24 protein-coding genes are annotated in these 22,868 nt (G+C 65.8%); 15 read left to right on the forward strand and 9 right to left on the reverse strand.

What is annotated here, in order from left to right; genetic code table 11:
• The first annotated feature begins 119 nt into the window (after positions 1-119).
• From ABIB91_RS15685 to ABIB91_RS15700, 4 genes are all read left to right on the forward strand, one after another.
• Positions 120-524 carry an amidase family protein gene (locus tag ABIB91_RS15685; protein WP_354162419.1) on the forward strand — a complete coding sequence of 135 codons (405 nt, stop codon included), beginning with the start codon at positions 120-122 and terminating at the stop codon, positions 522-524.
• Complete coding sequence (locus tag ABIB91_RS15690) at positions 521-1,744, forward strand: amidase family protein (protein ID WP_354162416.1); 1,224 nt, start codon at positions 521-523, stop codon at positions 1,742-1,744. The genes ABIB91_RS15685 and ABIB91_RS15690 overlap by 4 nt, the downstream gene beginning before the upstream one ends.
• 159 nt (positions 1,745-1,903) lie before the next feature.
• Complete coding sequence (locus ABIB91_RS15695; RefSeq protein ID WP_354162413.1) at positions 1,904-3,058, forward strand: acyl-CoA dehydrogenase family protein; 1,155 nt, start codon at positions 1,904-1,906, stop codon at positions 3,056-3,058.
• 207 nt (positions 3,059-3,265) lie between these two features.
• Positions 3,266-4,009 carry a hypothetical protein gene (locus ABIB91_RS15700; RefSeq protein ID WP_354162410.1) on the forward strand — a complete coding sequence of 248 codons (744 nt, stop codon included), beginning with the start codon at positions 3,266-3,268 and terminating at the stop codon, positions 4,007-4,009.
• A gap of 53 nt (positions 4,010-4,062) precedes the next feature.
• Here the strand turns inward: ABIB91_RS15700 and ABIB91_RS15705 are convergent, their stop codons facing one another.
• The gene (locus ABIB91_RS15705) at positions 4,063-6,225 is read right to left on the reverse strand and encodes a putative bifunctional diguanylate cyclase/phosphodiesterase (protein WP_354162407.1); all 2,163 of its coding nucleotides are present in this window, start codon (positions 6,223-6,225) and stop codon (positions 4,063-4,065) included.
• Between the two features lie 468 nt (positions 6,226-6,693).
• Between ABIB91_RS15705 and mepA the strand changes: the two genes are divergently transcribed.
• The 6 genes from mepA (at position 6,694) to modC (ending at position 10,869) form a co-directional block, all read left to right on the forward strand.
• Positions 6,694-7,638 (forward strand): penicillin-insensitive murein endopeptidase, encoded by a 945-nt coding sequence (gene mepA, locus ABIB91_RS15710; protein ID WP_354162404.1) that lies wholly within the window; start codon positions 6,694-6,696, stop codon positions 7,636-7,638.
• A 178-nt stretch (positions 7,639-7,816) separates the two neighbouring features.
• Positions 7,817-8,026 carry a TOBE domain-containing protein gene (locus ABIB91_RS15715; RefSeq protein WP_007597777.1) on the forward strand — a complete coding sequence of 70 codons (210 nt, stop codon included), beginning with the start codon at positions 7,817-7,819 and terminating at the stop codon, positions 8,024-8,026.
• Between the two features lies 1 nt (position 8,027).
• Complete coding sequence (locus ABIB91_RS15720) at positions 8,028-8,531, forward strand: hypothetical protein (protein WP_354162399.1); 504 nt, start codon at positions 8,028-8,030, stop codon at positions 8,529-8,531.
• Between the two features lie 179 nt (positions 8,532-8,710).
• On the forward strand, positions 8,711-9,496 hold the full coding sequence (gene modA, locus ABIB91_RS15725; RefSeq protein ID WP_354162396.1) for a molybdate ABC transporter substrate-binding protein: 786 nt from the start codon (positions 8,711-8,713) through the stop codon (positions 9,494-9,496).
• Positions 9,497-9,508: 12 nt separating this feature from the next.
• Positions 9,509-10,204, forward strand: a complete 696-nt coding sequence (modB, locus tag ABIB91_RS15730) for a molybdate ABC transporter permease subunit (protein WP_354162393.1) — start codon at positions 9,509-9,511, stop codon at positions 10,202-10,204.
• Positions 10,205-10,206: 2 nt separating this feature from the next.
• Positions 10,207-10,869, forward strand: a complete 663-nt coding sequence (gene modC / locus ABIB91_RS15735; RefSeq protein WP_354162390.1) for a molybdenum ABC transporter ATP-binding protein — start codon at positions 10,207-10,209, stop codon at positions 10,867-10,869.
• A gap of 92 nt (positions 10,870-10,961) precedes the next feature.
• Here modC and ABIB91_RS41710 read toward each other — a convergent pair whose 3' ends face one another.
• The 3 genes from ABIB91_RS41710 to ABIB91_RS15750 form a co-directional block, all read right to left on the reverse strand.
• On the reverse strand, positions 10,962-11,246 hold the full coding sequence (locus tag ABIB91_RS41710) for a hypothetical protein (protein ID WP_502916979.1): 285 nt from the start codon (positions 11,244-11,246) through the stop codon (positions 10,962-10,964).
• On the reverse strand, positions 11,247-11,507 hold the full coding sequence (locus tag ABIB91_RS15745; protein WP_007597783.1) for a PepSY domain-containing protein: 261 nt from the start codon (positions 11,505-11,507) through the stop codon (positions 11,247-11,249). It abuts the gene before it with no gap.
• Positions 11,508-11,842: 335 nt separating this feature from the next.
• Entirely contained in the window at positions 11,843-13,636 is a 1,794-nt protein-coding gene (locus ABIB91_RS15750; protein ID WP_219679127.1) for a potassium/proton antiporter, read from the reverse strand.
• A 211-nt stretch (positions 13,637-13,847) separates the two neighbouring features.
• Between ABIB91_RS15750 and ABIB91_RS15755 the strand changes: the two genes are divergently transcribed.
• Both ABIB91_RS15755 and map read left to right on the forward strand, forming a co-directional pair.
• Positions 13,848-15,164: a mechanosensitive ion channel family protein gene (locus ABIB91_RS15755; RefSeq protein WP_219679179.1), complete on the forward strand. Its 1,317-nt coding sequence runs from the start codon at positions 13,848-13,850 to the stop codon at positions 15,162-15,164.
• A gap of 121 nt (positions 15,165-15,285) precedes the next feature.
• Positions 15,286-16,104, forward strand: coding sequence for a type I methionyl aminopeptidase (gene map, locus ABIB91_RS15760; protein WP_354162385.1), 819 nt, complete (start codon positions 15,286-15,288; stop codon positions 16,102-16,104).
• Between the two features lie 13 nt (positions 16,105-16,117).
• On the opposite strand, the gene ABIB91_RS15765 is transcribed toward map, so the two are convergent.
• Positions 16,118-16,714 carry a bifunctional transcriptional activator/DNA repair enzyme AdaA gene (locus ABIB91_RS15765; RefSeq protein WP_354162382.1) on the reverse strand — a complete coding sequence of 199 codons (597 nt, stop codon included), beginning with the start codon at positions 16,712-16,714 and terminating at the stop codon, positions 16,118-16,120.
• A 132-nt stretch (positions 16,715-16,846) separates the two neighbouring features.
• On the opposite strand from ABIB91_RS15765, the gene ABIB91_RS15770 reads away from it, so the two are divergent.
• Both ABIB91_RS15770 and radC read left to right on the forward strand, forming a co-directional pair.
• A complete protein-coding gene (locus tag ABIB91_RS15770; RefSeq protein ID WP_354162379.1) occupies positions 16,847-17,788 on the forward strand; it encodes a DMT family transporter in 942 nt (313 codons plus the stop codon).
• Between the two features lie 93 nt (positions 17,789-17,881).
• Positions 17,882-18,598, forward strand: a complete 717-nt coding sequence (radC, locus tag ABIB91_RS15775) for a RadC family protein (RefSeq protein ID WP_354162376.1) — start codon at positions 17,882-17,884, stop codon at positions 18,596-18,598.
• Here radC and ABIB91_RS15780 read toward each other — a convergent pair.
• Together ABIB91_RS15780 and ABIB91_RS15785 are read right to left on the reverse strand one after the other, a co-directional pair.
• The gene (locus tag ABIB91_RS15780; protein ID WP_007597793.1) at positions 18,595-18,915 is read right to left on the reverse strand and encodes a YMGG-like glycine zipper-containing protein; all 321 of its coding nucleotides are present in this window, start codon (positions 18,913-18,915) and stop codon (positions 18,595-18,597) included. The genes radC and ABIB91_RS15780 overlap by 4 nt on opposite strands.
• Positions 18,916-19,077: 162 nt before the next feature.
• Complete coding sequence (locus ABIB91_RS15785; RefSeq protein ID WP_219679124.1) at positions 19,078-19,452, reverse strand: hypothetical protein; 375 nt, start codon at positions 19,450-19,452, stop codon at positions 19,078-19,080.
• Positions 19,453-19,703: 251 nt separating this feature from the next.
• Between ABIB91_RS15785 and ABIB91_RS15790 the strand changes: the two genes are divergently transcribed.
• A complete protein-coding gene (locus ABIB91_RS15790) occupies positions 19,704-21,092 on the forward strand; it encodes a peptidoglycan-binding protein (protein ID WP_007597795.1) in 1,389 nt (462 codons plus the stop codon).
• Here the strand turns inward: ABIB91_RS15790 and ABIB91_RS15795 are convergent.
• Entirely contained in the window at positions 21,089-22,366 is a 1,278-nt protein-coding gene (locus ABIB91_RS15795; protein ID WP_007597796.1) for an RNA polymerase sigma factor, read from the reverse strand. The genes ABIB91_RS15790 and ABIB91_RS15795 overlap by 4 nt on opposite strands.
• 31 nt (positions 22,367-22,397) lie before the next feature.
• On the reverse strand, positions 22,398-22,805 hold the full coding sequence (locus ABIB91_RS15800; RefSeq protein ID WP_007597797.1) for a YciI family protein: 408 nt from the start codon (positions 22,803-22,805) through the stop codon (positions 22,398-22,400).
• Positions 22,806-22,868: the final 63 nt, after the last annotated feature.

The following is a 22,868-nucleotide window of genomic DNA, read 5'->3' on the forward strand; positions in this document are numbered from 1 at the left end:
CGATTCCGCACTTCACGTAACGATTGCCGGATCGACGCCACACCACCTTGATCGTCTTCGCCAAATAGATCACCATCGCGCGATTGACCGCTCACGGCAGAATGGGCGAGGAAACGCGAATGTCAGAGCTTCCTGGATCCGGCCTGACTGAACGGACGCCGTCGGCGCCGACCATGCAGATGCTCGCGCACGCGCCGATGAGCGACATCATCGATGCCTTGGCCGGCGGGCGGATCACCGCGAGGGCGCTGGCCGAATTCTATCTTGCCCGCATCGCGGTCTATGACCGCGACGGGCCCAAACTCAACTCGGTCCGCGCACTCAATCCCGATGCGCTCGCGGGCACGCTTGACGGCGCGAGGCCGTCGGCCCAACGGCCGCTGGCGGGCGTGCCGATCCTGCTGAAGGACAATATCGCGACCGGCGACGAACAGCCGACCACGGCGGGCTCGCTGGCGCTGGAGGGCGCGCGCGCCAGGGATGATGCCACCATCGTCAAGCTGCTGCGGGGCGCCGGCCGGTGATCCTGGGCAAGGCGAACCTGATGGAGTTCGCCAACATGCTCGCGATCGACATGCCCGCGGGCTATTCATCGCTGGGCGGCCAGGTGAAGAACCCCTATGCGCCGGCGCTGATGGACGATCGCGGGATTCCGGTGGTGTCTCCGGGGGGATCGAGCTCGGGTTCGGCAGTCGCCGTGGCAGCCGGCCTCTGCGCGGCCTCAATTGGCACCGAGACCTCGGGCTCGCTGCTGCACCCCGCCAGCCTGAACGGCCTCGTCACCGTGAAACCGACCGTCGGGCTGATCAGCCGCGCCGGCATCCTGCCGATTGCGCACAGCCAGGACACCGCCGGTCCGATGACGCGCACGGTGCGCGACGCCGCGATGCTGCTGAACGTGCTGGCTGCCAAGGACCCGCTCGACCCAGCGACGCAAGAGCAGCGGCGGCCGGCCGACTACACCGCCGGCCTCGTGACCGACGCGATGAAGGGCGCGCGCATCGGCGTGCCGAGCGACCCCGCTGACCCGCTGAACGATTGCTATTACGGCAAGCTGCTGCCGAAGTCGACCAAGCTGATGACCGAGGCGATCAAGGTGCTGGAGGATCTCGGCGCCGTCATCGTGCACGCCAGCATGCCGACACTTGGCTGGATCGGTGGACCGGGCACGACCATGGCCGTGCTCAACCGCAATCCGCTGAGCGCCCACAAAGGCACGGTCGCAAGACCGCCGGTCGTCTTTCTGTACGAGATGAAGCACGGTCTCAATCTCTATCTGCGGGAATGGGCGACCAACACAGACATCAAGACCATGGCCGACATCGTGGCCTTCAACGCAGCGAACGCCGACAAAGCGCTCCGTTTCGGACAGGACTACTTTCTCGCCGCTGACTTGACCAGGGGCGATTTGAGCGAGCCCGAATACAAGTCTGCACGTGTCATGGACCTGCTCTCCGCCAGGACGCGCGGCATGGAGGCCTATATGAACCAGCACGAGCTCGACGCGGTGCTGTTCCCCGGCGCCTACGGCGCCGTAGTCACCGCCAAGGCGGGTTATCCCAGCGTCATGGTGCCCGGCGGCTTCGTCTCGGGGACAGACGACGGCAAAGACACGCCCGACTATCCGCTCGGCGTCACTTTCGCAGGGCGCGCTTGGAGCGAGCACAAGCTGCTGCGTCTGGCGTATGCCTTCGAGCAAGCAACCGACGCACGCAAGCCGCCGCCGGGTTTGTCCGAGCTGTGATGTCGGCCGCGTCAGCGCGAGCTTGCGAGATCGAACCGTCATCCCGGGGCGCGCCAATTGGCGCGTGCGGAATGACGCTGGGACCAGCTTGATCCTCCCCGCCAGATAGACCACCATTGCCTCTTACCGCTCACAGCAAGAATGGGCGAGGAAACGCGCATGAACGCAACTCCCGGATTTGGCCTCGTCGAACGCGCCCGCGCCATCGCACCTCTCATCGCGGGCGAGGCTGACGATATCGAGCGGTCGCGGCGGCTGAGGCCGGCTGTCGTCGGCGCGCTGATCGAGAACGGGCTCTATCGCGCGCTGCTGCCGCAGAGTCTTGGCGGCGTCGAAGCGCCGCCGGAAGCCTTCATGCAGATGCTGGAGGAGATCGCGAAAGCGGATGCCTCCACCGCCTGGTGTCTCGGCCAATGCAGCGTCTGTGCGATGATCGCGGCCTCGCTCGACCACGACACCGCGCAGGAGATCTTCAACACGGCGCCGGGCATCCTCGCCTGGGGCGCAATCGCGCATGAGGCGCGGGCGGTCGAGGGCGGCTATCGCGTCACGGCGCGCTGGGATTTTGCCTCGGGCTCGCGGCAGGCGAGCTGGCTCGGGGCGCATGTCCGCATCGTCGGCGCCGACGGCACGCCGCGGAAAAATGCCGACGGCTCGGCGGAGGTGCGCACCATCCTGTTTCCGGTCGCCAGCGCCGTGCTGCACGACGTCTGGCAGGCGATCGGGCTCGCCGGCACCGGCACCGATTCCTACGAGGTCGCCGACCTGTTCGTCCCCGAGCGCTTCACCGCGTTTCGTGACGTGCCGTCCGCGCTACGCGAGCAGGGTCCACTTTACAGGATCGGCACCGGCTCGACCTTCAGCCTCGGCTTTGCCGCGGTGTCGCTCGGCGTGGCGCGCGCCACGCTGGATGCCGCGATCGCGCTGGCGCGCGGCAAGCATCAGTCGCTGGCGGCCAGCGCCATGCACGACAACCCGGCGGTCCAGGGCCTGATCGGCCGCACCGAGGGCGACCTGCGGGCCGCGCGCGCCTATCTCTATGCGACCGCAAGCGCGATGTGGCGCGATCTCTGCGCGACCGGCGCGTTCGGCGCGGCGCATCGGAGCTCGGTTCGCCTCGCCGCGACCTGGACCATTCACCAATCGGCCAAGGTGGTCGACACCGCCTATCACATGGCCGGCGCGACCGCCGTATTCCGCAGCAATCCGTTCGAGCGCCGCTTTCGCGACATGCACGCCATCGCCCAGCAGATCCAAGCGCGCGACACGCATTACGAGGATGTCGGTAAAATGATCCTTTCAGGGGACCGCTGACGTCGACCAGTTGCGAAAGTGCACGCACGCTGACCTATATTGAGTTCGCCATCCGGCGTCTTCGTCGCTGAACCTTGGTGAGTTTTCCCCGACTAATTTCCATAGCTACAGGAACGACAGCTTTTCCGCTGTGACCGCGCCGACCATGTGGAAGTGATAATTCCGAATTGTTTTTAGCGCGCTGCATTTGCGCAAGAGAGGTCCGTTGTGGGCCGAACAGCTGGCAGGAAAGTCAGTTGCCATTCCATTCGGGGGCGTTCGCCGGGATGGCACCATGGTGGCATGCTCATTGTTGCCACTCTCTGCACTCTCCTGTTTGCGAGCGAAGCCGTGGCGCAATGCTCGGCGCGAGACGTCCTGCGGAATCAGCTGAAGCTCAAGCAGGCGCCGTCTGATCGGCCGCAAGTCCCAATCAAATCCGCCGTCGATCTCCCCGCGTGGAAGACGATCAGGATCGGGACGTTTGCAAACTTCTTCGCCCTCAGTAACGCGTTGGATGCGGCAGGTTGTGGCATCGGAAACTCGGCTGGCGAAATTCTCGCGCGGCCAACGTTTACCGTTAGCGCCACGAAAACGAGTGTAGAGCTTTTCACGGTGTCGGCAGCCGAACTGGGCTTTCGGACCGACACGGCGTTGCTGGCGGAGATCTATGCGCGCGCCAAACAATTGGGTTTCGGCCTGGCGGCTGCAGAAGTCGGACCACAACTGAGGCTTCAATATTTCGACCAGCCGATCGGCGAGTTTCTCATCATCGGAATGGAGCCAATCAGGACCTGGCAGGGCGCGCCCGTCATCTTGAATGTAGCCAATGGCGGCGCGGGACTCATCCTCATCGGCCAGGATGGCAGTGCCGAGGCACAGATCCCCGCGGCATCCCGCTTCGTATTCGTGCGGTCCCATGAAACCGCTCCTGCCGAGGAGCAAGAGGCCGTAACACTTGTCGGTCGGTGAGCTTCCAGGTTTGGGCATCTGGAGACGCGAGACAACAGGTCAGCATCCTAACTCTAGGCCACCAGCGCGGCGTCTTCCTCGGCACCGTCGATGCCGCGCTGCGCGGCGAGCAGGCTGATGATCTCGGCATTCGGCCGCGCCTTGCTGAACAGAAAACCCTGGCCTTCGTCGCAGCCTTCGGCGCGCAGGCAGCTCAGCTCGGCTTCGGTCTCGACGCCTTCGGCGGTGATGGTGACGCCGAGGCCTTTGCCGAGGCTGACGATGGAGCGGATGATCGCCTGGGCCTCGCGATTGGCGCCGAGATCGCGCACGAAGGACTGGTCGATCTTGATCTTGTCGAAGGGGAAGCTGCGCAGATAGCTCAGGCTGGAATAGCCGGTGCCGAAATCGTCCATCGAGATGCGCACGCCGAGCGCGCGCAGCGCATGCAGCGTCGCCAGCACCTGGGCGCTCTTTTCCAGCAGCAGCGTTTCCGTGATCTCGAGCTCGAGCCGCCGCGGCGGCAGGCCGGAATGCTTCAGCGCATCCGTCACCACCGAAAGCAGATTGCCGCTGCGGAACTGAAGCGGCGACAGGTTGACGGCGACGCGGACGTCGTCCGGCCAGGTCGCTGCGTCGTGACAGGCCCGGCGCAGCATCAGGCCGCCGAGCGGGTTGATCAGCCCGGTTTCTTCCGCGACCGGAATGAACTCGGCCGGCGAAACCATGCCGCGCTCGGCATGCGGCCAGCGCACCAGCGCCTCGAAGCCGGTGATGCGGCCGCTCTGGAGGTCGATCAGCGGCTGGTAATACGGCCGCAGCACGTCGTTCTGGATGGCGTCGCGCAGCTCGACCTCGATCTTGCGGCGGGTCTGCGCTTTCGCATCGAGCGCCGCCTCGAAGAACGCGAACGAGCCGCGCGCATCCAGCTTCGCGCGCGACAGCGCCATGTCGGCGCTCTTGAGCAGCTTTTCGGAATCGTCGCCGTCGCCCGGCGCCATCGCGATGCCGATGGAGGCGCTTATCACCACGGAATGGCCGTCGAGCAGATAGGGATCGGCGATGGCTTCGAGCAGGCGCTTGGCCAGCAGCACCGCATCCTCGGGACGCGTCAGGCCGCTCTGCACGATTGCGAACTCGTCCGAGTTCAGCCGCGCCAGCGCGTCGTCCTCGCGCAAGGTCGAACGCAGCCGCTTGGCGACGCCGCGCAGCAGCTTGTCGCCGACCGCGTGCCCCAGCGTGTCGTTGACCGCCTTGAAATTGTCGAGCCCCAGCATCAGCAGGGCGACCTTGTCGGTGCTGCGCCTCGTATGCAGCAGCATCTCGTCGACCTGCTGGCGCAGCAAATTGCGGTTTGGCAGACCGGTCAGCCCGTCATGCTGGGCCATGAAGGCGAGCCGCGCCTCGGCGCGCTTGCGCTCGGTGATGTCCATCAGCGCGAGCAGCACCGCGGGCCGCTCGGCATAGGTCAGTTCGCGGGAATAGATCGCAAGGTCGATCAGGGCGCCATCGGCCTTGACGTGCTTCCAGGTGCGTCCGGCCTGCTCCTCACCGGCCGAAGCGGCGGTCCAGGGCGGCTCACTGTCGAAAGCCTGAAGGGAACGGATCGTCAGCCGCTCGAACTCGGCGCGGCTATAGCCGTAATGGGCAACCGCGGCATCGTTGACGCCGAGGATGCGCTCGTCGTCCAGCGCGCAGACGATCATGGGGACCGGATTGCCGTCGAACAGCAGCCGGAACGAGGCCTCGCGCTGCTTCAACTCGGTGATGTCGACGCGCAGGCCGACGACGCCGCCGTCCTCGGTCAGCCGCTCGTCGATCAGGATGACGCGGCCGTCCGCCAGCTTCTGCTCGTGGCGCGAGCCGGGCTGATAGAGCTTTTGCAGCCGCTCCGCGATCCATTCTTCCTCATGGCCGGCAGCTTCGGGATAGTCGCCGCGGGCGACGCCGATGCGGAGCGTGTCCTCCAGGCGGGCGCCCTCCTCGAACAGATCGGCGGTCTTGCTGTAGATCTCCGCGTATTGCTTGTTCCAGAGGACATAGCGGCCCTCGGCATCGAGAAACACGATGCCCTGCGGCAGGATGTCGATGGCCTGGCGCAGGCGCTCATGGGATTTGCGCGCTTCCGCGATCGCAGCCTCGGCACGGCTGCGCAAAACTTCGTCGCGTTCGGATGGAGGATGATGGGCGCGCGCAAAGCGCGGCTTGCGCGGGTGCAGGCCGGACCTGCCAAGCACGCTTCCCTTTCGCTTTTTTGGCTTTCGAAACCCCAAACTCAACTTCACTCGCCCCAGTCGCGCCCAGCCACCGCAACTCTTGGGGCAAGTGTCTGAAAAAAAGGTAATCTTGGGTGGCATGGCGGTGGGACGCACGGTCTGGCAGTCTCGAAAAAACAGCCCTCATTGCCCGTTTGCAAGGCGCGGCAGTGCCGATGGGCGCTCCAGGCGCATCGCATTGTCGTCATCGGAGAACGAGATGGCGCAAAATTGCGCGCTGCCTTGAATCATTTCCGCGATCGGGCGCGATTGCATGCAGAAGGGAGTAAGCACGCGTCCCGCGCACGAATTTTGGTCAATGCATGAGAGGGTTATCGCCTCGTTAAGGATCGGCCATCCGACGCTGCGGAACTGCGACTTTTGAACGAGATTTCATCTGCTGGACTGTTCCTTAACCCTGACGCGGTGTTGGGCTATAAGAATGTCAACATGAGTCCCCGCCGCCTCGCCCCTCTCCTGCTCGTCATGACGCTCCTGGCCGCCGGCGACGCGCTGGCCCAGGACAAGGGCAGCGTCAACCCAAAGCCGCTGCCGCCGCTCGCCAATCCGAACGATCCGAGTATTGGCGCCAAGGAGCTGTTCGCGCGAAAGCTGCTGCCGTCGAAGGGACCGGCGCACGTCATCGGCTCCTATGTGAAGGGCTGCATCGGCGGCGCCGAGCAGATGCCGCTCAACGGCGACAATTGGCAGGTGATGCGGTTGTCGCGCAATCGCAGCTATGGTCACCCCGCGATGATCGCGCTGATCAAGCGGCTTGCGGCGAGGGCGCACAAGGATGCGGGATGGCCGGGCATCCTGGTCGGCGACATCGCCCAGCCGCGCGGCGGACCGGCGCTGTCCGGCCATGCCAGCCACCAGATCGGCCTCGATGCCGACATCTGGCTGACGCCGATGCCCGACCATCGGCTCTCGCGCGAAGAGCGCGAGGACATGTCGGCGGTGATGATGGTGCGGCCGGACCGGCTCGACATCGATCCAAAGGTGTTCACGCCGGGCCATGTGCTGGTGCTGCGCGATGCGGCGCAGGAGCCGGCGGTGCAGCGCATCTTCGTCAATGCCGCGATCAAGAAGGCGCTGTGCCGCGAGGCCAAGGGCGACCGTTCCTGGCTGTCGAAGATCCGGCCGTGGTGGGGCCACGACTACCACTTCCACATCCGCATGCACTGCCCGGCGGGCGCGAGCGACTGCGAGGGCCAGCCGTCGCAATCCGAGGACGAAGGCTGCAAGCCGTCCGATCTCTCCTACTGGTTCAGCGACGGCGTGCTGCACCCCAAACCCCCGCCGGAGCCACCGAAGCCGAAACCGCCGATGACGCTGGCGCAGATGCCGGCGGCGTGCAAGGCCGTGCTGCACGCGGGCAATGCGAAGCCGTAGCCGGTCAGGCTGTAACAACTTCGTCAGCGGCTAGTCCTCGGATCTCCAAATGCGTTAGAGTGCGGCGCTGCCCTGCCGTAAGCGGGTCGGCCCTGCCGGGATGCAATCCCGCCCTCATCAACCAAATCCCTCCTCACGCGTGCGGCTTCGTCGCGCGCGCCAGCCATTGTGAGAGCCCATGCGCATCAGTGCACGCAACCAGATCAAGGGAACGGTCATCGAAGTCACGAAGGGCGCCACGACGTCCCACGTCCGTGTCGACATCGGCAACGGTACGATCGTGACCTCCTCGATCACCAACGAGGCGGTCGACGACCTCGGCATCAAGGCGAAGGGGCAGGTCACGGTGGTGATCAAAGCCTCCGATGTGATGATCGCGGTGGACTGAGATGCGCATCCCTCTGCTGCTTGGATTGCTGTTGCTCGGTATCGCGCCCGCCTTTGCGACGGAAGAACCCAGCGGCTGCGACAAATTCAAATGGTCGATCGAGCGCGAGCGCGCCGCGCTGACCGCGCCCGACGGTGTCAAGATGGCATCGGGAAGCGAGCAGGCCGCGTTGCCGTCGTCGGCCATCACGCTGGGGCTGGTCGCGTCCGCGGAGGCAAAACTGCCGACGCCTCCGGAGTGCGCGCCAAAGGACGGCACATTTGCCGGCTTCACTGGCATCAAGGCCCCGAAGGCCGGGCTCTACACGGTCAGCCTGTCCTCGGGCGCGTGGGTCGATTTGGTCCAGGACGGGCATGCCCTCAAGCCCGTGGCGTTCAGTGGCGCGACCGATTGCGACGGCATCCGCAAGACCATGAAATACGAGCTCTCGGGCCAGCCCGTCGTGCTCCAGGTCAGCGGCGCGAAAGACAATTCGCTGTCGATCGCCATCCTGCCGGCGCAATGAGCCAAACAGTCGCCTTTGACCTGAGGCCCTGGCCTGCTATCTTCGAGAGTAGCGATATCCCTGCCGGCCGTAAGCCGCCGCCGGGACCCGTGGAACAGCGCTTCCGCCCGTCGCCCAGACCCACCAACGCCGGATCTGCGCGTGCTTCTTGCGCGCGCGATCTCGCACGGAGCGCATCCATGATTCGTATTGCCGGACTCTTCACCGCTTTCGTGATCCTCGCGGGCGCGGGCCTTTCGCCTGCCGCCGCCGAGGACAAGACCATCACCGTGTTCGCGGCAGCCTCGATGAAGAACGCGCTCGACGAGGTCGACGCGGCCTACACCGCGAGGACCGGCGTCAAGTTCAGCGTCAGCTATGCCGCAAGCTCCGTGCTCGCCAGGCAGATCGAGCAGGGCGCGCCGGCCGATGTGTTCGTCTCCGCCGACACCGACTGGATGGACTACGCGATCTCCAAGAAGACCATCAACGAGCCGACCCGGGTCAATCTGCTCGGCAACAGCATCGTGCTGATTGCGCCGAAGGATTCCAGACTCGACAACGTCGCCATCGCGCAGGGCTTCGACCTCGCAAAACTCGCCGGCGATGGCAGGATCGCGACCGGCGACGTCAAGTCGGTGCCGGTCGGGAAATATGCCAAGGCGGCGCTGGAAAAGCTCGGCGCCTGGCAGGCGGCGGAGCCGAAATTCGCGATGGCCGAAAGCGTGCGTGCCGCGCTGACGCTGGTCGCGCGCGGCGAGGCCAACCTCGGCATCGTCTATTCCACCGATGCCAAGGTCGAGCCCGGCGTGAAGATCGTCGGCACCTTCCCGGCGGATTCGCATCCCGCGATCATCTATCCCGTCGCTGCGACCGCGACGGCAAAGGGCGAGACCAGCGACTATCTCGCCTTCCTGCGCTCGACCGCCGCCAAGACCATTCTGGAAAAATACGGTTTCAAGTTCCTGATCAGCCCCTCCACTTAATTTTGCGATTTGATGCTCGACATCTCTCCCGCCGAATGGACGGCGATCCTGCTCTCGCTCAGGGTCGCCGTGATCGCAACGCTGGTGGCAACGCCGTTCGGCATTGCGCTGGCGTGGCTGCTCGCGCGGCGTGAGTTCTGGGGCAAGTCGGTGCTCGATGCGCTGGTGCATCTGCCGCTGGTGCTGCCGCCCGTCGTCACCGGATATCTGCTGCTGCTGACCTTCGGCCGCCGCGGACTCGTCGGCGGCTTCCTGGCGGACCATCTCGGCATCGTCTTCGCCTTCCGCTGGACCGGTGCCGCGCTTGCCTGCGGCCTGATGGCGTTTCCGCTGCTGGTGCGCCCGATGCGGTTGTCGATCGAGGCGATCGACCGCCGGCTCGAACAGGCGGCGGAGACGCTCGGCGCTGCGCCGTGGAAAGTGTTCTTCACGGTGACGCTGCCCTTGGCGCTGCCTGGCGTGCTCGCCGGCATGGTGCTTGGCTTTGCCAAGGCGATCGGCGAATTCGGCGCCACCATCACCTTCGTCTCCAACATTCCCGGCGAGACCCAAACGATTTCGTCCGCGATCTATTCGCTGATCCAGACCCCGGACGGCGACGCCGCCGCGGGACGGCTCGTGATCGTCTCGATCGTGCTGGCGCTCGGTGCGCTGATTGCCGCCGAATGGTTCGCCCGCCGCGCCACCGCGCGCCTGCACGGGAATTGACCATGCTGCGTGTCGACATCGAAAAGCAGCTCGGCGAATTCTCGCTGTCCGCCGCCTTCGCAAGCGAAGGCCGCGTCATCGGCCTGTTCGGAGCGTCGGGCGCCGGCAAGACCTCGCTGGTCAACATGATCGCGGGGCTGCTGCGGCCCGACCGCGGCACCATCGTGATCGACGGCGAGACTGTCGACGACAGCGTGGCCGGCATTCATGTCCCGGCCTGGCGCCGTCGCATCGGCTATGTGTTCCAGGATGCGCGGCTGTTTCCGCATCTCAACGTGGCGCAAAATCTCGACTATGGCAGGCGGATGAACCGCCTCGCGCCCGATCCGGCGCAGCACAAGCGCGTCATCGAGCTGCTCGACATCGGCGCGCTGCAGGGTCGCCGCCCCGGAAAACTTTCCGGCGGCGAGCGCCAGCGCGTCGCGCTCGGCCGCGCGCTGCTGTCGCGGCCGCGCCTGCTACTGCTCGACGAGCCGCTCGGCGCGCTCGACGAGGGCCGCAAGCTGGAGATCCTGCCCTATCTGGTGCGGCTGCGCGACGAGGCCAACGTCCCCATGGTCTATGTCAGCCACGACGCCGCCGAGCTGCGCCAGCTCGCGACGCAGATCGTGATGCTGAAGCACGGCCGCGTGACGTCGTTCGGCGGGGTGAAGGTGCTGACGTGAGGGGCGGTTGAGCAGGCAAGGGATGAGGCAAGCCGCCGGCCCACCCTCCGCCGTCGTCCTGGCGAAAGCCAGGACCCATACCGCGTGATCTATCAGCGGCAGGTGGTATGCGTACCAGCGAAGAAAACGTAACTGCCCGTGTTCGCAAAACCACTCCCCGGGGTAATGGGTCCTGGCTTTCGCCAGGACGACGTTGGGGCGGGCTCGTAGACCGAGACCATCACCGAGGACCGGCTGAGCAGATCGGCGAGGAAGTGCGACAGCTCCGCATTGCCGAGCGCTTCCACCAGATGAACGTGGAGCGCGCTCGACAGCCGCACCGAGGCGACGCGGTCGCCGCGCGTTGCGGCGGCGCGCTCTGCTACCGGGAACCGCAACTACCAGCCGCGATCGACGTTGCGCACCTCGCCCGTTCGGGCGTCCACGTCGACCTCCATCCAGCGGCCGGCGCGATCACGGCCTTCGATCTGCCATTCATCGCCTAGGAACTCGGTGTGCGAGACGGTCATGACGCCGATATCGGTGGCGACATCGAGCGCGACCTGCATCGAGATCTGATCGCCGGTGTCATAGGCCATCGCGGGCGCGGCCGATCCGATGCCGATCGCAACGATCGCCGGCAAGATGAGCTTTCGCATGGATTACTCCTGTCAGCTGCGTTTACGCCGCTAAGAACGAGCGGCATCGCGGAGCGTTCCGGGAGCGGCGGTCACGAAGACGCGCAAATCTTCGGCGGTTGCGGCGATTTGGTGGCGGTTCCCGCGCTGTCGCCACGGACCCCGCCGTCGTCCTGGCGAAAGGCAGGACCCATTACCCTAGGGAGAAGCGGGTGGGGCAGATCGTCACCACCAGCCTTCGCAAAACAGCTGGCGGTGGTTATCGGTCCTGGCCCCCGTGCGCAATTGCGCACTAGGCCAGGACGACGAAGAAGCAGACGTGCGCTTCATCAATGACCGCCGACGCGGATGTAGCGTTAAACCCCCGCCACCGAGCTCCACAAATCCGCGAGCTTGCGCCGCAGGACCTGCATGCGCGTCAGCGGGGCGGGGGTTTCCTCATCTTCCGGCAGGCGCAGGCCGACGACATTGACTCGGCCACCGGAGATCGAGCGCGCCACAAGCACGATCGGATCCAGCACGAGCTCCGCCCCCTCTTTCGGCGCGCGGTCGAGATGGACGTCGAAATAATCAGCGAGCGTGTGCCCGCTCTCGTCCTCGCCGACCTTCACGCCGTAGATCTCCGCGAGCTCGGCGAGCGTGTGCTCGCCGGAGACCATGAAGTCGCCCAGCAGATGCGGGTCCGGCGCCGAGCTCGGCTGCATGTCGACGAAGAAGCGGTCGAGCGATTCGGCCTTTTCCGGGGGCGCCAGCAGATAGATGTAATCGCCGGGCGCGATCGGCTCGGCTTCAATCGGCGTCAAGATGTTCTCGTTGCGGATCACCAGCGTCGGCTTCGACCAGGACGGGATCAGGCCGCGGCGAAAATACAGGCTCTTGGACCGCACCGGATAGCCGACGAGCTGCTGCTCGAGCTGGCCGGGCAGATCCAATTCGACACGGCGCGGGCCACGCTCGGCGCGCGGCAGCGCCACGTGCAGCTTGCGCGCGGCCGGCGCCAGCGTCCAGCCTTGCAGCAGGAGCGAGATGATGACGACGACGAAGGCGACGTCGAAATAGAGATAGGCCTTCGACAGCCCGACCAGCATCGGGATCGAGGCCAGGAAGATCGCGACCGCGCCGCGCAGACCCGTCCAGGCGATGAAGATCTTTTCGCGCCAGTTGAAGCGGAACGGCGCCAGGCACACGAACACCGCGATCGGCCGCGCCACCAGCATCAGGACGAATGCGATCCCGACCGCCGGCAGCACGCTGCCGCCAAGCCGGCTCGGCGAGACCAGCAGGCCGAGCAGCACGAACATCACGATCTGCGCGAGCCAGGTTGCGGCGTCCAGGAAGGCCACCACCGAATTATGCGCACGCGTCGGCCGGTTGCCGATGATAATACCGGCGAGATAGACCGCGAGGAAGCCCGAGGCGTGCATGATCTGCGAGCCGCCGAAGATGACGAGCGCGGCGGTGGTGACAAACGGCGCATGGAGGCCCTGCGGCAGCGCGACCTTGTTGAGCGCGATGACCACCAGACGCCCGCCGATCACCCCGACGACGGCGCCCAGCACGGCCTCCTGGGCGAACTCCATCAGCACATGCGCGGCCGTGCCCGTTCCGAGCGAGATGTATTCGACCAGCATCAGGGTCAGGAAGATCGCGAAGGGATCATTGGTGCCGGATTCCACCTCCAGCGTCGCCCCGACGCGCGGGCGCAGGCGCAGGCCCTGGGTATGCACCAGCAGGAACACTGCGGCCGCGTCAGTCGAGGCCACCACCGCGCCGACCAGCAGCGACTCCGTCCAGTTGAGGTCGAGCGCGTATTTAGCGAACGGCGCCGTGATCAGTGCGGTCAGCAGCACGCCGACGGTCGCGAGCACCATGGAAGGCGCGAGCACGGTGCGAATGCTGGCAAATCGGGTCCGCAAGCCACCATCGAACAGGATCAGTGCGAGCGCGACCGAGCCGACCAGATAGGTGGTTCGGACGTCGTCGAACTGCAGCTGTCCGGGACCGGAATCGCCCGCGAGCATGCCGATCGCGAGGAAGACGAGCAGAAGGGGCGCGCCGAAGCGCAGCGCAAGCAGGCTTGACAGGATCCCGGCCAACACCAGGACGGCGCCGAGCAATATGGCGAGGCTGACAGTGTCGAGGGAAGCCATCCACCTTCCGGGTACGAAATCGCTGGAATTGCATCCTTATCGTCGGCGGACTCCCACGCCAACCCATTTTCTCCCGCTCGCGGCAATCTGCCCGCATTTTGCGGCCTTAACGCGCTTTACTTAGCGGTGTATCGGTGGCCCGGCCGGCCCCTTTGTGGGATTCTCCGGCGCGCTCGAATCAATGCCTCCCGCCCGCTCCCCGACGAGACCGATAGACATGGACCTCAAAGACTTCATGGAGTTCGTGCAGACCACCGCGCGCAGCGTCGGGGCCGAAATCTCCTCGCCCTGGTTCTACCTGCAGTTCGGGCTCATTCTGGCCGCGGCCGGCATCGCCTATGCCGCCGAAGCCGCCGTTCGCAGCCGGGTCGACATCACCTCGCTGGCGATGCGCTGGCCGCTGCCGCTCCGGCACTTCGCCCGGGTGATGGTCTCCAGCGCCTCGACGGCGGTGTTCACCCTGCTCGTGATCATCTCGCGCGTGGTCATGTACCACGCCACCTGGCCGAGCCGCTCCTATCTGCTGATGGTCGCCGCCAAGCTCGGCCTGGCCTGGCTCGCGGTCCGGCTGGTGACCTCGGTGCTGCGCAACGCCTTCATCGTCAAGCTGGTGTCGATCACGGCCTGGTTCGTCGCGGCGCTCTCGATCCTCGGCCAGCTCGATGCGACGGTCGACCTGCTCGATTCCTTCGCCATCGTGCTCGGCGGGCTGCGGCTGACACCGCTGCTGGTGATCAAGGCCGGCGCGCTGCTGCTCATCGCGCTCTGGCTCACCAACATCGCCAGCAATTTCGCCGAGAGCCGGATCAACTCGACCACCGATCTGACCCCGTCGGTACAGGTGCTGCTGGTCAAGATCATCCGCATCGGCCTGCTTGCGGTCGCGATCGTGATCGCGCTCGGCACGGTCGGCATCGATCTCTCGGCGCTCGCGGTGTTCTCCGGCGCGGTCGGCGTCGGCATCGGCATCGGCCTGCAGAAGATCGTCGCCAATTTCATCTCGGGGATCATCCTGCTCGCTGACAAATCGGTGAAGCCCGGCGATCTCGTCACCATCGGCGACAACACCGGGCGAATCAGCGCGATGAAGACGCGCTATATTTCCGTCGCCGCGGGCGATGGCCGCGAATTCCTGGTGCCGAACGAAGATCTGGTGACGCAGAAGGTCGTCAACTGGACCTACACCGACAAGAACACGCTGGTGAAGATCGCCTTCGGCACCAATTACGACGCGGACCCGCGGCTGGTCTGCAAGCTCGCCGCCGAGACCGCGGCCGCGCATCCGCGCGCCCAGAAGGGCAAGCCGCCGAATTGCATCCTGACCGAGTTCGCTGAAGCCGGGATGAAGTTCTCGCTGACCTTCTGGATCGCCGACCCCGACGGCATGGACAACGTCAAGAGCGACGTGATGCTGGCGCTGTGGGACGCCTTCAAGCGCGAGGGCATCCGGGTTCCCTACCCGGTCCGCGAAATCCGCGTCCGCGGCGGTGCCCTGCCGGTGGAAACCATCATGGAAGTCCCGAATTAGGCCAGCTTAGGGGCGCAAGGCAGGCAGGCCTGACTTGCATGAAGGCGCGCAATCATTAAATTGGGGCGCGAAATCAAGCCTTTCCGCCGATATCGAGCCCACCTCAGAAGATTGCGCCCGCATGAGCTACGTCGAAGCCTCCGATACCTCCCTGCGCAAGACCGGACAGATCAAGCTGCATGGGCCAAGCGCCTTTGCCGGCATGCGCAAGGCGGGCGCGCTGGTGGCGAAGTGTCTCGACGATCTCACCGACATCGTCGGGCCCGGCGTTCCGACCGAGCGCATCGACCAGTTCGTCCGCGACTTCGCCTTCAGCAACAATGCCTATCCGGCGACGCTGATGTATCGCGGCTACCGCTATTCGACCTGCACCTCGCTCAACCACGTGGTCTGCCACGGCATGCCCGGCGACCGTCCGCTGAAAGAGGGCGACATCGTCAACATCGACGTCACCTTCATCGTCGACGGCTGGTACGGCGATTCCAGCCGGATGTATGCGGTCGGCCCGATCGCGCGCAAGGCGGAGCGGCTGATCGAGGTGACTTATGAGGCGATGATGCGCGGCATCGCGGCGGTGAAGCCCGGCGCCACCACAGGCGACATCGGCCACGCCATCCAGAGTTTCGTCGAGCCGCAGGCCATGAGCGTGGTGCGCGATTTCTGCGGCCATGGCCTCGGGCGCATGTTCCACGACGAGCCGAACATCATCCATATCGGCCGGCCCGGCGAAGGCGTGCAGCTCAAGCCCGGCATGTTCTTCACCATCGAGCCGATGATCAATCTCGGCAAGCCGCATGTGAAGATCCTCTCCGACGGCTGGACCGCCGTGACCCGTGACCGCTCGCTGTCGGCGCAGTTCGAGCATTCGGTGGGCGTTACCGCCACCGGCGTCGAGATTTTCACGCTGTCGGAGCGGCACGGCGAGAAGCAGATCGGGTGATCCCACCGCGCGCTTATCGCGGCCGTCGGAACGACGACGGTCGCCGCTTGTAGGTCGCGGCAAAGGCATCGTTGAATCTGCGAACGCTGCCGAAGCCTGCGGCGAAGGCGATCTCCGCCAATGTCATGCTGGTGTGGTCGATCAGGCGCTTGGCTTCCTGCACGCGCCGCGTCGCCGCGATCTCGCTCGGGCTCGCCCCGGCATGGCGCATGAACAGGCGGAGCAGATGGCGCGGCCCGACGCCAAGGGCTTCTGCAAGCTCCGCCATGGATGCACGATCCAGGAAACCTTCATTGATCAGGCGCATCCCGCGCGCAACGGTGCTCGCCGTTCCCATCCAGGCCGGCGACCCCGGCGCGGTTTCCGGCCGGCAGCGCAGACACGGGCGAAAGCCGGCACGTTCGGCGGCGGCGGCGGTCGGATAGAAGGTGACGTTCTCCGAGCGCGCGGGGCGAACCGGGCAGACCGGCCGGCAGTAGATCCGCGTCGAGCGAACACCCGAAAAGAACAGGCCATCGAATGCGCGCGCACGCGCGAGGCGCGCGCGATCGCAAGTGTCCCAGTCGAGATGCGGTGGCAGCGTCTGCCGATGTTCCGAACCTGTCGCCATTGCGCGACAATAATGCCCGCGCTGCACGCCGAGTAGCCGAAATCGGACTCGGTCGGGCGATGAGGTCCGAATCCAGCCAGCCTGCGCCGCCGCGCCGGATCATGGTGCCGGTCTATCCCGGAGCAGATTCGCATGAGCCCGCAGGCGCAACACACGGCAGAACAAACCACTCTCGCGCTCGATATCGGGCTTCTGCTGCTGCTCTCGCTGATCTGGGGCAGTTCGTTCACGCTGATCAAGATCGCGGTCCCGACGATCCCGCCCTTCACGATGGTTGCCGCGCGTGTGACGATCGCGGCCATTCTCCTGATTGCGGTCGCTCGCGCGCAGGGACACGCCCTTCCCGGCCGTGGATCGGTATGGGCGGCTTTCTTCGTGCAAGGGCTGCTGCAAAGCGCCTTGCCGTTCACGCTGATCAGTTGGGGCGAGATGCATATCGCAAGCGGTCTCGCCGGTGTGCTCAATGCGACCCCGCCGATGTTCGTGCTCGCGATCGCGTTGATGACCGGGCCGGGGCGGCAAGCCATGAGTAGCCGGAAGATCATCGGCATCGCGCTCGGGCTTGCGGGCGTTGCCCTAACCATGGGCGCCGACGCGCTCTCGGGGATCGGCACGACGGCACCGCTGGCGCAGGCGGCCGTGCTGTGCGCGAGCCTCTGCTACGCGCTCGCACCGATATGGGGACAACGCTTCTCGGGCCTGCCCGCAATCGTCACCGCGGCCGGCGCCATGAGTTGCGCCGCAGCGCTGATGCTGCCCGCGGCCACCGCCATCGAACGGCCCTGGACCCTCCCGCCACCGCCCGCGAGCGCGATCGCAGCGGTCATCACGCTCGCGATTGTCTGTACGGCCCTTGCGATGGTGATCTACTTCCGCTTGATCCGCATGCTCGGCCCGCTTGGCACGACCAGTGGGAGCTACCTGCGTGCGGGCTTTGCCGTGGCGCTCGGCACCGTATGGCTCGGCGAGCACTTCACCTGGTCCAGCCTTGCCGGCATGGCGCTCATTCTTGTCGGCGTCGTGGCGATTACGGTGTCCCCGCCGGCGCACAGCGCCAAGAAGCCGATAGGCTGAGCCACCATCTTCTGGGTCAGCTGTCGGGACCAGCGCGCCGCAGGCGCAATTGACGGTTGCAAAAACGATTACCCGCAGCAATGCTGGCGGCCGATGCCCGCCAAGACCGACCATGACAAGAGCAAGCCGGAGCACGCGCCGCCGCACTATCTCGGCCATCGCGAACGGCTGCGCGAGCGCTTCTACAGCGCGGGTGCGGACGCGCTCAGCGACTACGAGCTGCTGGAGATGGCGCTGTTTCCGGCACTGCCGCGGCGTGACACCAAGCCGCTGGCGAAGTCGCTGATCAAGACCTTTGGCTCGTTTGCCGAGGTCGTGCACGCGCCGGTGGCGCGCCTGCGCGAGGTGGACGGCGTCGGCGAATCCGCGATCCACCAGCTCAAGCTGCTCGCGGCGGCGGCGCACCGCGTCGCCAAGGGCGGGGTCAACAGCCGCAACGCGCTGTCGTCCTGGAACGAGGTGATCGACTATTGCCGCACCAGCATGGCGTTTGCCGAGAAGGAGCAGTTTCGCCTGCTGTTCCTCGACAAGCGCAACCAGCTCATCGCCGACGAGGTGCAGCAGACCGGCACCGTCGATCACACCCCGGTCTATCCGCGCGAGGTGATCAAGCGCGCGCTGGAATTATCCGCGACCGCGCTGATCCTGGTGCACAACCACCCCTCAGGCGATCCCTCGCCCTCGCAGGCCGACATCCAGATGACCAAGGCGATCATCGACATCGCCAAGCCGCTCGGCATCGCCGTCCACGACCACATCATCGTGGGCAAGAGCGGGCATGCGAGTTTGCGCGGGATGCGGTTGATCTAGTAACAATATCGCGGATCGACCGGGACATAGGAGCCGTCCCGGCGCTGCATGTAGCAGCCGCGCTGATAGGCGTAATAGCCGGAGCGGCGGCGTTCGCCCTCGGAGGCGATCGCGGCGCCCGTGCCGGCACCGACGACAGCGCCGATGGCGGCTCCGCGGCCTCCGCCGATGGCGCCACCCACGATCGCTCCACCGACGCCGCCGAGGATGGCACCGCCAATTGCGTCCTGCGCCGCCGCCTCATGAGCCGGCATCGCGATTACGACCGCCAGACATGCCGCGATAGCGAAACTTCCAATGCGAAGACCTCGAAGCATGCTCGCCCTCCCCTGTGGTCAGACGAGTCATAGCGCCGCAACCGGATTCGGACCAGAAAAATCACCATGCCGGGACCCGGCACGTCTCGCGATGGCGTCGGAGGCTCGGCTCGAAGGCGGCTCAGGCCATGCCGCGTGCGCCGCGCGGCCGGATGCTTCATCTCATGCATCGACCCAGCGCTGCACGGCCTCGGCGGTGTCGGCCGGCGTGGTGTTGAAGCAGATCGCCGCATCCGGCGCCAGGCGGTGGACGAGGTTGAGCACCTTCTCGAACAGCAGCAGGCGCTCCTTCGGCTCGCGCAGCCCCGCGCCGATCACGATGCAGTCGAAATTCTCCTCGCGCAACGCCGCCGTGACGGCGGCTTCCGCCGCGGCATCGAGATCGATCAGGCAACTCGTGACCTCGTAACCGAGATCGCGCAGGCGCAGCAGCTGCGCATCGATATAGTTGCGCACGAGCTCCGGCGTGAGCTGCGGGAATGCGCTGTAGTCCGCATTGCCGGGTTCGATGCCGATCGCGAGGACGCGCGTGGTCATGCAGGGCTCCTTGCCGGACTGTCTCGCGTCGCTAACGGGGCAGCGGCCCTGCCGGTTCCCTCGCGGGCGGCCGCCCTGATCCCGGTCCTGCCGCTCATTTCCCGGCGAGGTTGTAACCCACTTCACACGCGGCGCCGCGGCGGCCTGCCAGACTTGCGGGAGATCACGCTGGCCTCACGCCCTGATCACGGCACCTGGTTCACTTCGTCTGACGCGGAGTTGCGATAGTTCATTCATTGTGGGAGCGGAAAATGATTTCATTCGAGAGTTTGAAAAGCGAATACGAGCGCAATTGGTCCAATCTCGAGATCCGGCCTTCGCGCCTGTCCGACGCGAATGCGGTCGCGCGCAAGGCCATCAACGGCAAGGCGACCTATCAGCAGATCGAACGGTTGACCGGCGTCCCCTGGCATTTCGCTGCCCTCTGCCATTACCGCGAGTCCAATTTCGATTTCGACACCTATCTCGGCAACGGCGAAACGCTTCATCGCGTGACGGCGCTCGTTCCGAAGGGGCGCGGTCCGTTTGCCACGTTCGTGGACGGCGCCGTAGACGCCTTCAGGATCGAGAATTTCGTCGGCGCTCACGACTGGGGGATCGCGCGGATTCTGTTCCGGCTCGAAGCGTTCAACGGCTTCGGCTATCACGCCAAGGGCTGCAATTCGCCCTATCTCTATGGCGGTTCGACGCTGTATGGCCCGCCCGAGGCAAGGGCCGGCAAATTCGTTCGCGATCACGTGTTCGATTCGAACCACGTCGATTCCCAGCTCGGCACCGCGGTAATCCTGCATGCCATGATGTCGCTGGATTCCTCGATCACCCTCGACGACAGCCCGCAATTCGCGAGCCGCGCGGAGCCGGAAGACGACGCGGCGTCGACGATCGTTCTCATGCAGCAGGCGCTCAACAAGCTCGGCGCCAATCCGCCGCTCGCCGAGGACGGCATCAGCGGACCGAAGACCAGAACCGCGGTCTCGCAATTTCAGCAGCAGAACGGCCTGAGAGATACCGGACTTCTCGACGGCGCCACGGTCGCCGCCCTCACGCGCGCGACGCAGTCGGCCCCCACCGGACCGACCGGCGATGTGTCCCGGATCATGAAGCGGCTCGAGGACCTCGCGCAATTGCTGCGGCCGCCGGTCGGCGGTGTGACGCCGGCAACGACTACATCGGGCAATACACTGCCCGCCACCAATGATCCGATCAGCCTGTTCGAACGGCTCTTCTCCCTCGTCAACAAGACAGCCCCCATGCCAGGCCCCCTCACCCCGACCAGCACCGCTCCCGTCGACCAGTTGAAGCAGGTCGTCGACCTGCTCGGCACCTTGCTCAACCGGGACGGCAAGCCCGTCCTCGGCCAGGTCAATGGCGCGCTCGGCGATACCATCGGCAAGATGCTCGACGGCAAGAAGACTGCGCTCGGCATCGGCGGCTCGCTGATCACGGCGCTGCTCTCGTCGGTGACGGCGAGCCCCAACGCGGGAGGCATTGCCGGGTTGCTCGGGACGCTCGTGTCGGCGGTGCCGGGCCTCGGCCAGTTCGCGATGCCGATCTCGCTGGCGCTCACGGCCTGGGGCATACTCGGCAAGATGGAGAAGTGGGCCCAAGGCACCGCGCCGCCGCCCAGGCCGACGACCTAGAGACACTGGTCGCGCAGCGCCGCGGCGCGACGCTGCATCAGCGAGCGCTCACGCCCATTGGTCGCAAGATTCGCGGCAGCCTCGAACGCCAGCAGCGCCTCTGCGAGATGCCCGAGCTTTTGCAGGAAGTCGCCACGAACCGCCGGTAGATGATGATAGGCCGTCAGCGCCGGCTCGACGGCGATTGCGTCCAGCACGTCGAGCCCGGCTTGCGGTCCCTCCGCCATGCCGACCGCGACCGCGCGATTGAGCTCGATGACCGGCGAGCGCACCAGAAGCGCCAACGCGGCATAGAGCTGCGCGATGCGCCGCCAGTCCGTGCCTGCAGCAGAATCCGCCGCCGTGGCATGACACGCCGCGATGGCGGCCTGAAGCGCGTAAAATCCTCCGGCGCCGCCGAGCTCGCAGGCACGTTCGAGCGACCGCAGGCCGTGACGGATCTGCAATTGATCCCAGAGCGTGCGATCCTGGTCCATCAGCAGAATGGGATCACCATTCGCATCGGTGCGCGCACGCGCACGCGAAGCATTCAGGTCCATCAGGGCGATGAGGCCGTGAACTTCCGGCTCGTCCGGCGCCAGACCGACGAGCACCCGGCCCATGCGCAACGCCTCGTCACAGAGCTGCGGCCGCAACCATTCCTCTCCCCGCGCCGCGAGATAGCCCTCGTTGAAGATCAGATAGACAACCTCCAGCACCGAGGCGAGACGCTCCGACAGAGCTTCGCCGCTCGGGGTCTCGTAGGCGAGGCCGGATTCCGACAGCGTTCGCTTGGCGCGGACGATGCGCTGCGAGATCGTTGCTTCCGGCACGAGGTAGGCGCGCGCAATCTCCGATGTGGTCAAGCCGCAGATCATGCGTAGCGCCAGCGCCGCGCGGGCCTCGCGCGACAGGATCGGATGACAGGCCGTGAAGATCAGCCGCAACAATTCGTCGCCGATGTCGTCGTCGAGCGCGGCATCGAAATCCGGCACGGTCGCCTGCTCCTGCAACATGTCCCGCGCCAGCATGTCGTGCTTCTCCGCGAGCATCTTGCCGCGGCGCAAATGATCAAGCGCGCGGCGCCTGGCAGCGGTCATGAGCCAGGCGCCGGGATTTTCGGGCACGCCGACGATGGGCCAGGATTCCAGAGCCGCAACCAGCGCGTCCTGGGTCAGCTCTTCCGCCAGCGGCACGTCGCGCAGCATCCGCGACAGCGTGGCTATCAGCCGCGGCTGCACGACGCGCCAAGTGGCGCGGATGACACGATCGATGTCGGTGTCGGCGGCCGTCATCGCCGCCGAAGGAGACGAGCGGAGTTGTCCATCAGGCGTGGGCGGCGACCCCTGCACGCGCGTTGACCTCACAGGCCACGTCCACACCCGGCGTGGCGAATGCCCGCAATTCGCAGGTGCCTTCCCAGCCCGGCATGTGGTCGAGGTGCAACTGCATGAATTCCTTGGCCATCGCCAGGGCCTCGTCCTTGTCGCGCAATTCGAAAATGGCATAGCCGCCGATCACCTCCTTGGCCTCCACGAACGGGCCGTCGATGACGCTGAGCTCGCCGTCTGCGACATACACCCGCGCGCCGGTCGCAAGCGGCATCAGGCCGCCATTATCGAGCATCCGGCCGGCCTTGATCTCCCGTTCGGAAATCCTTTGCATCGCCTCCGCCAGCGCCGGGGACGGCCCTGCCAGGGGCTTCGGGGAAGTAACGATGTACATGAAACGCATGCAAAACTCCTGTTGAGGCGAGACGCGGCCAGTTCGGCCGCGAAATCAGCTCGCTATTGGGAT

It is taken from the genome of Bradyrhizobium sp. JR4.3, from assembly GCF_040547695.1.
Lineage (GTDB): Bacteria > Pseudomonadota > Alphaproteobacteria > Rhizobiales > Xanthobacteraceae > Bradyrhizobium > Bradyrhizobium canariense.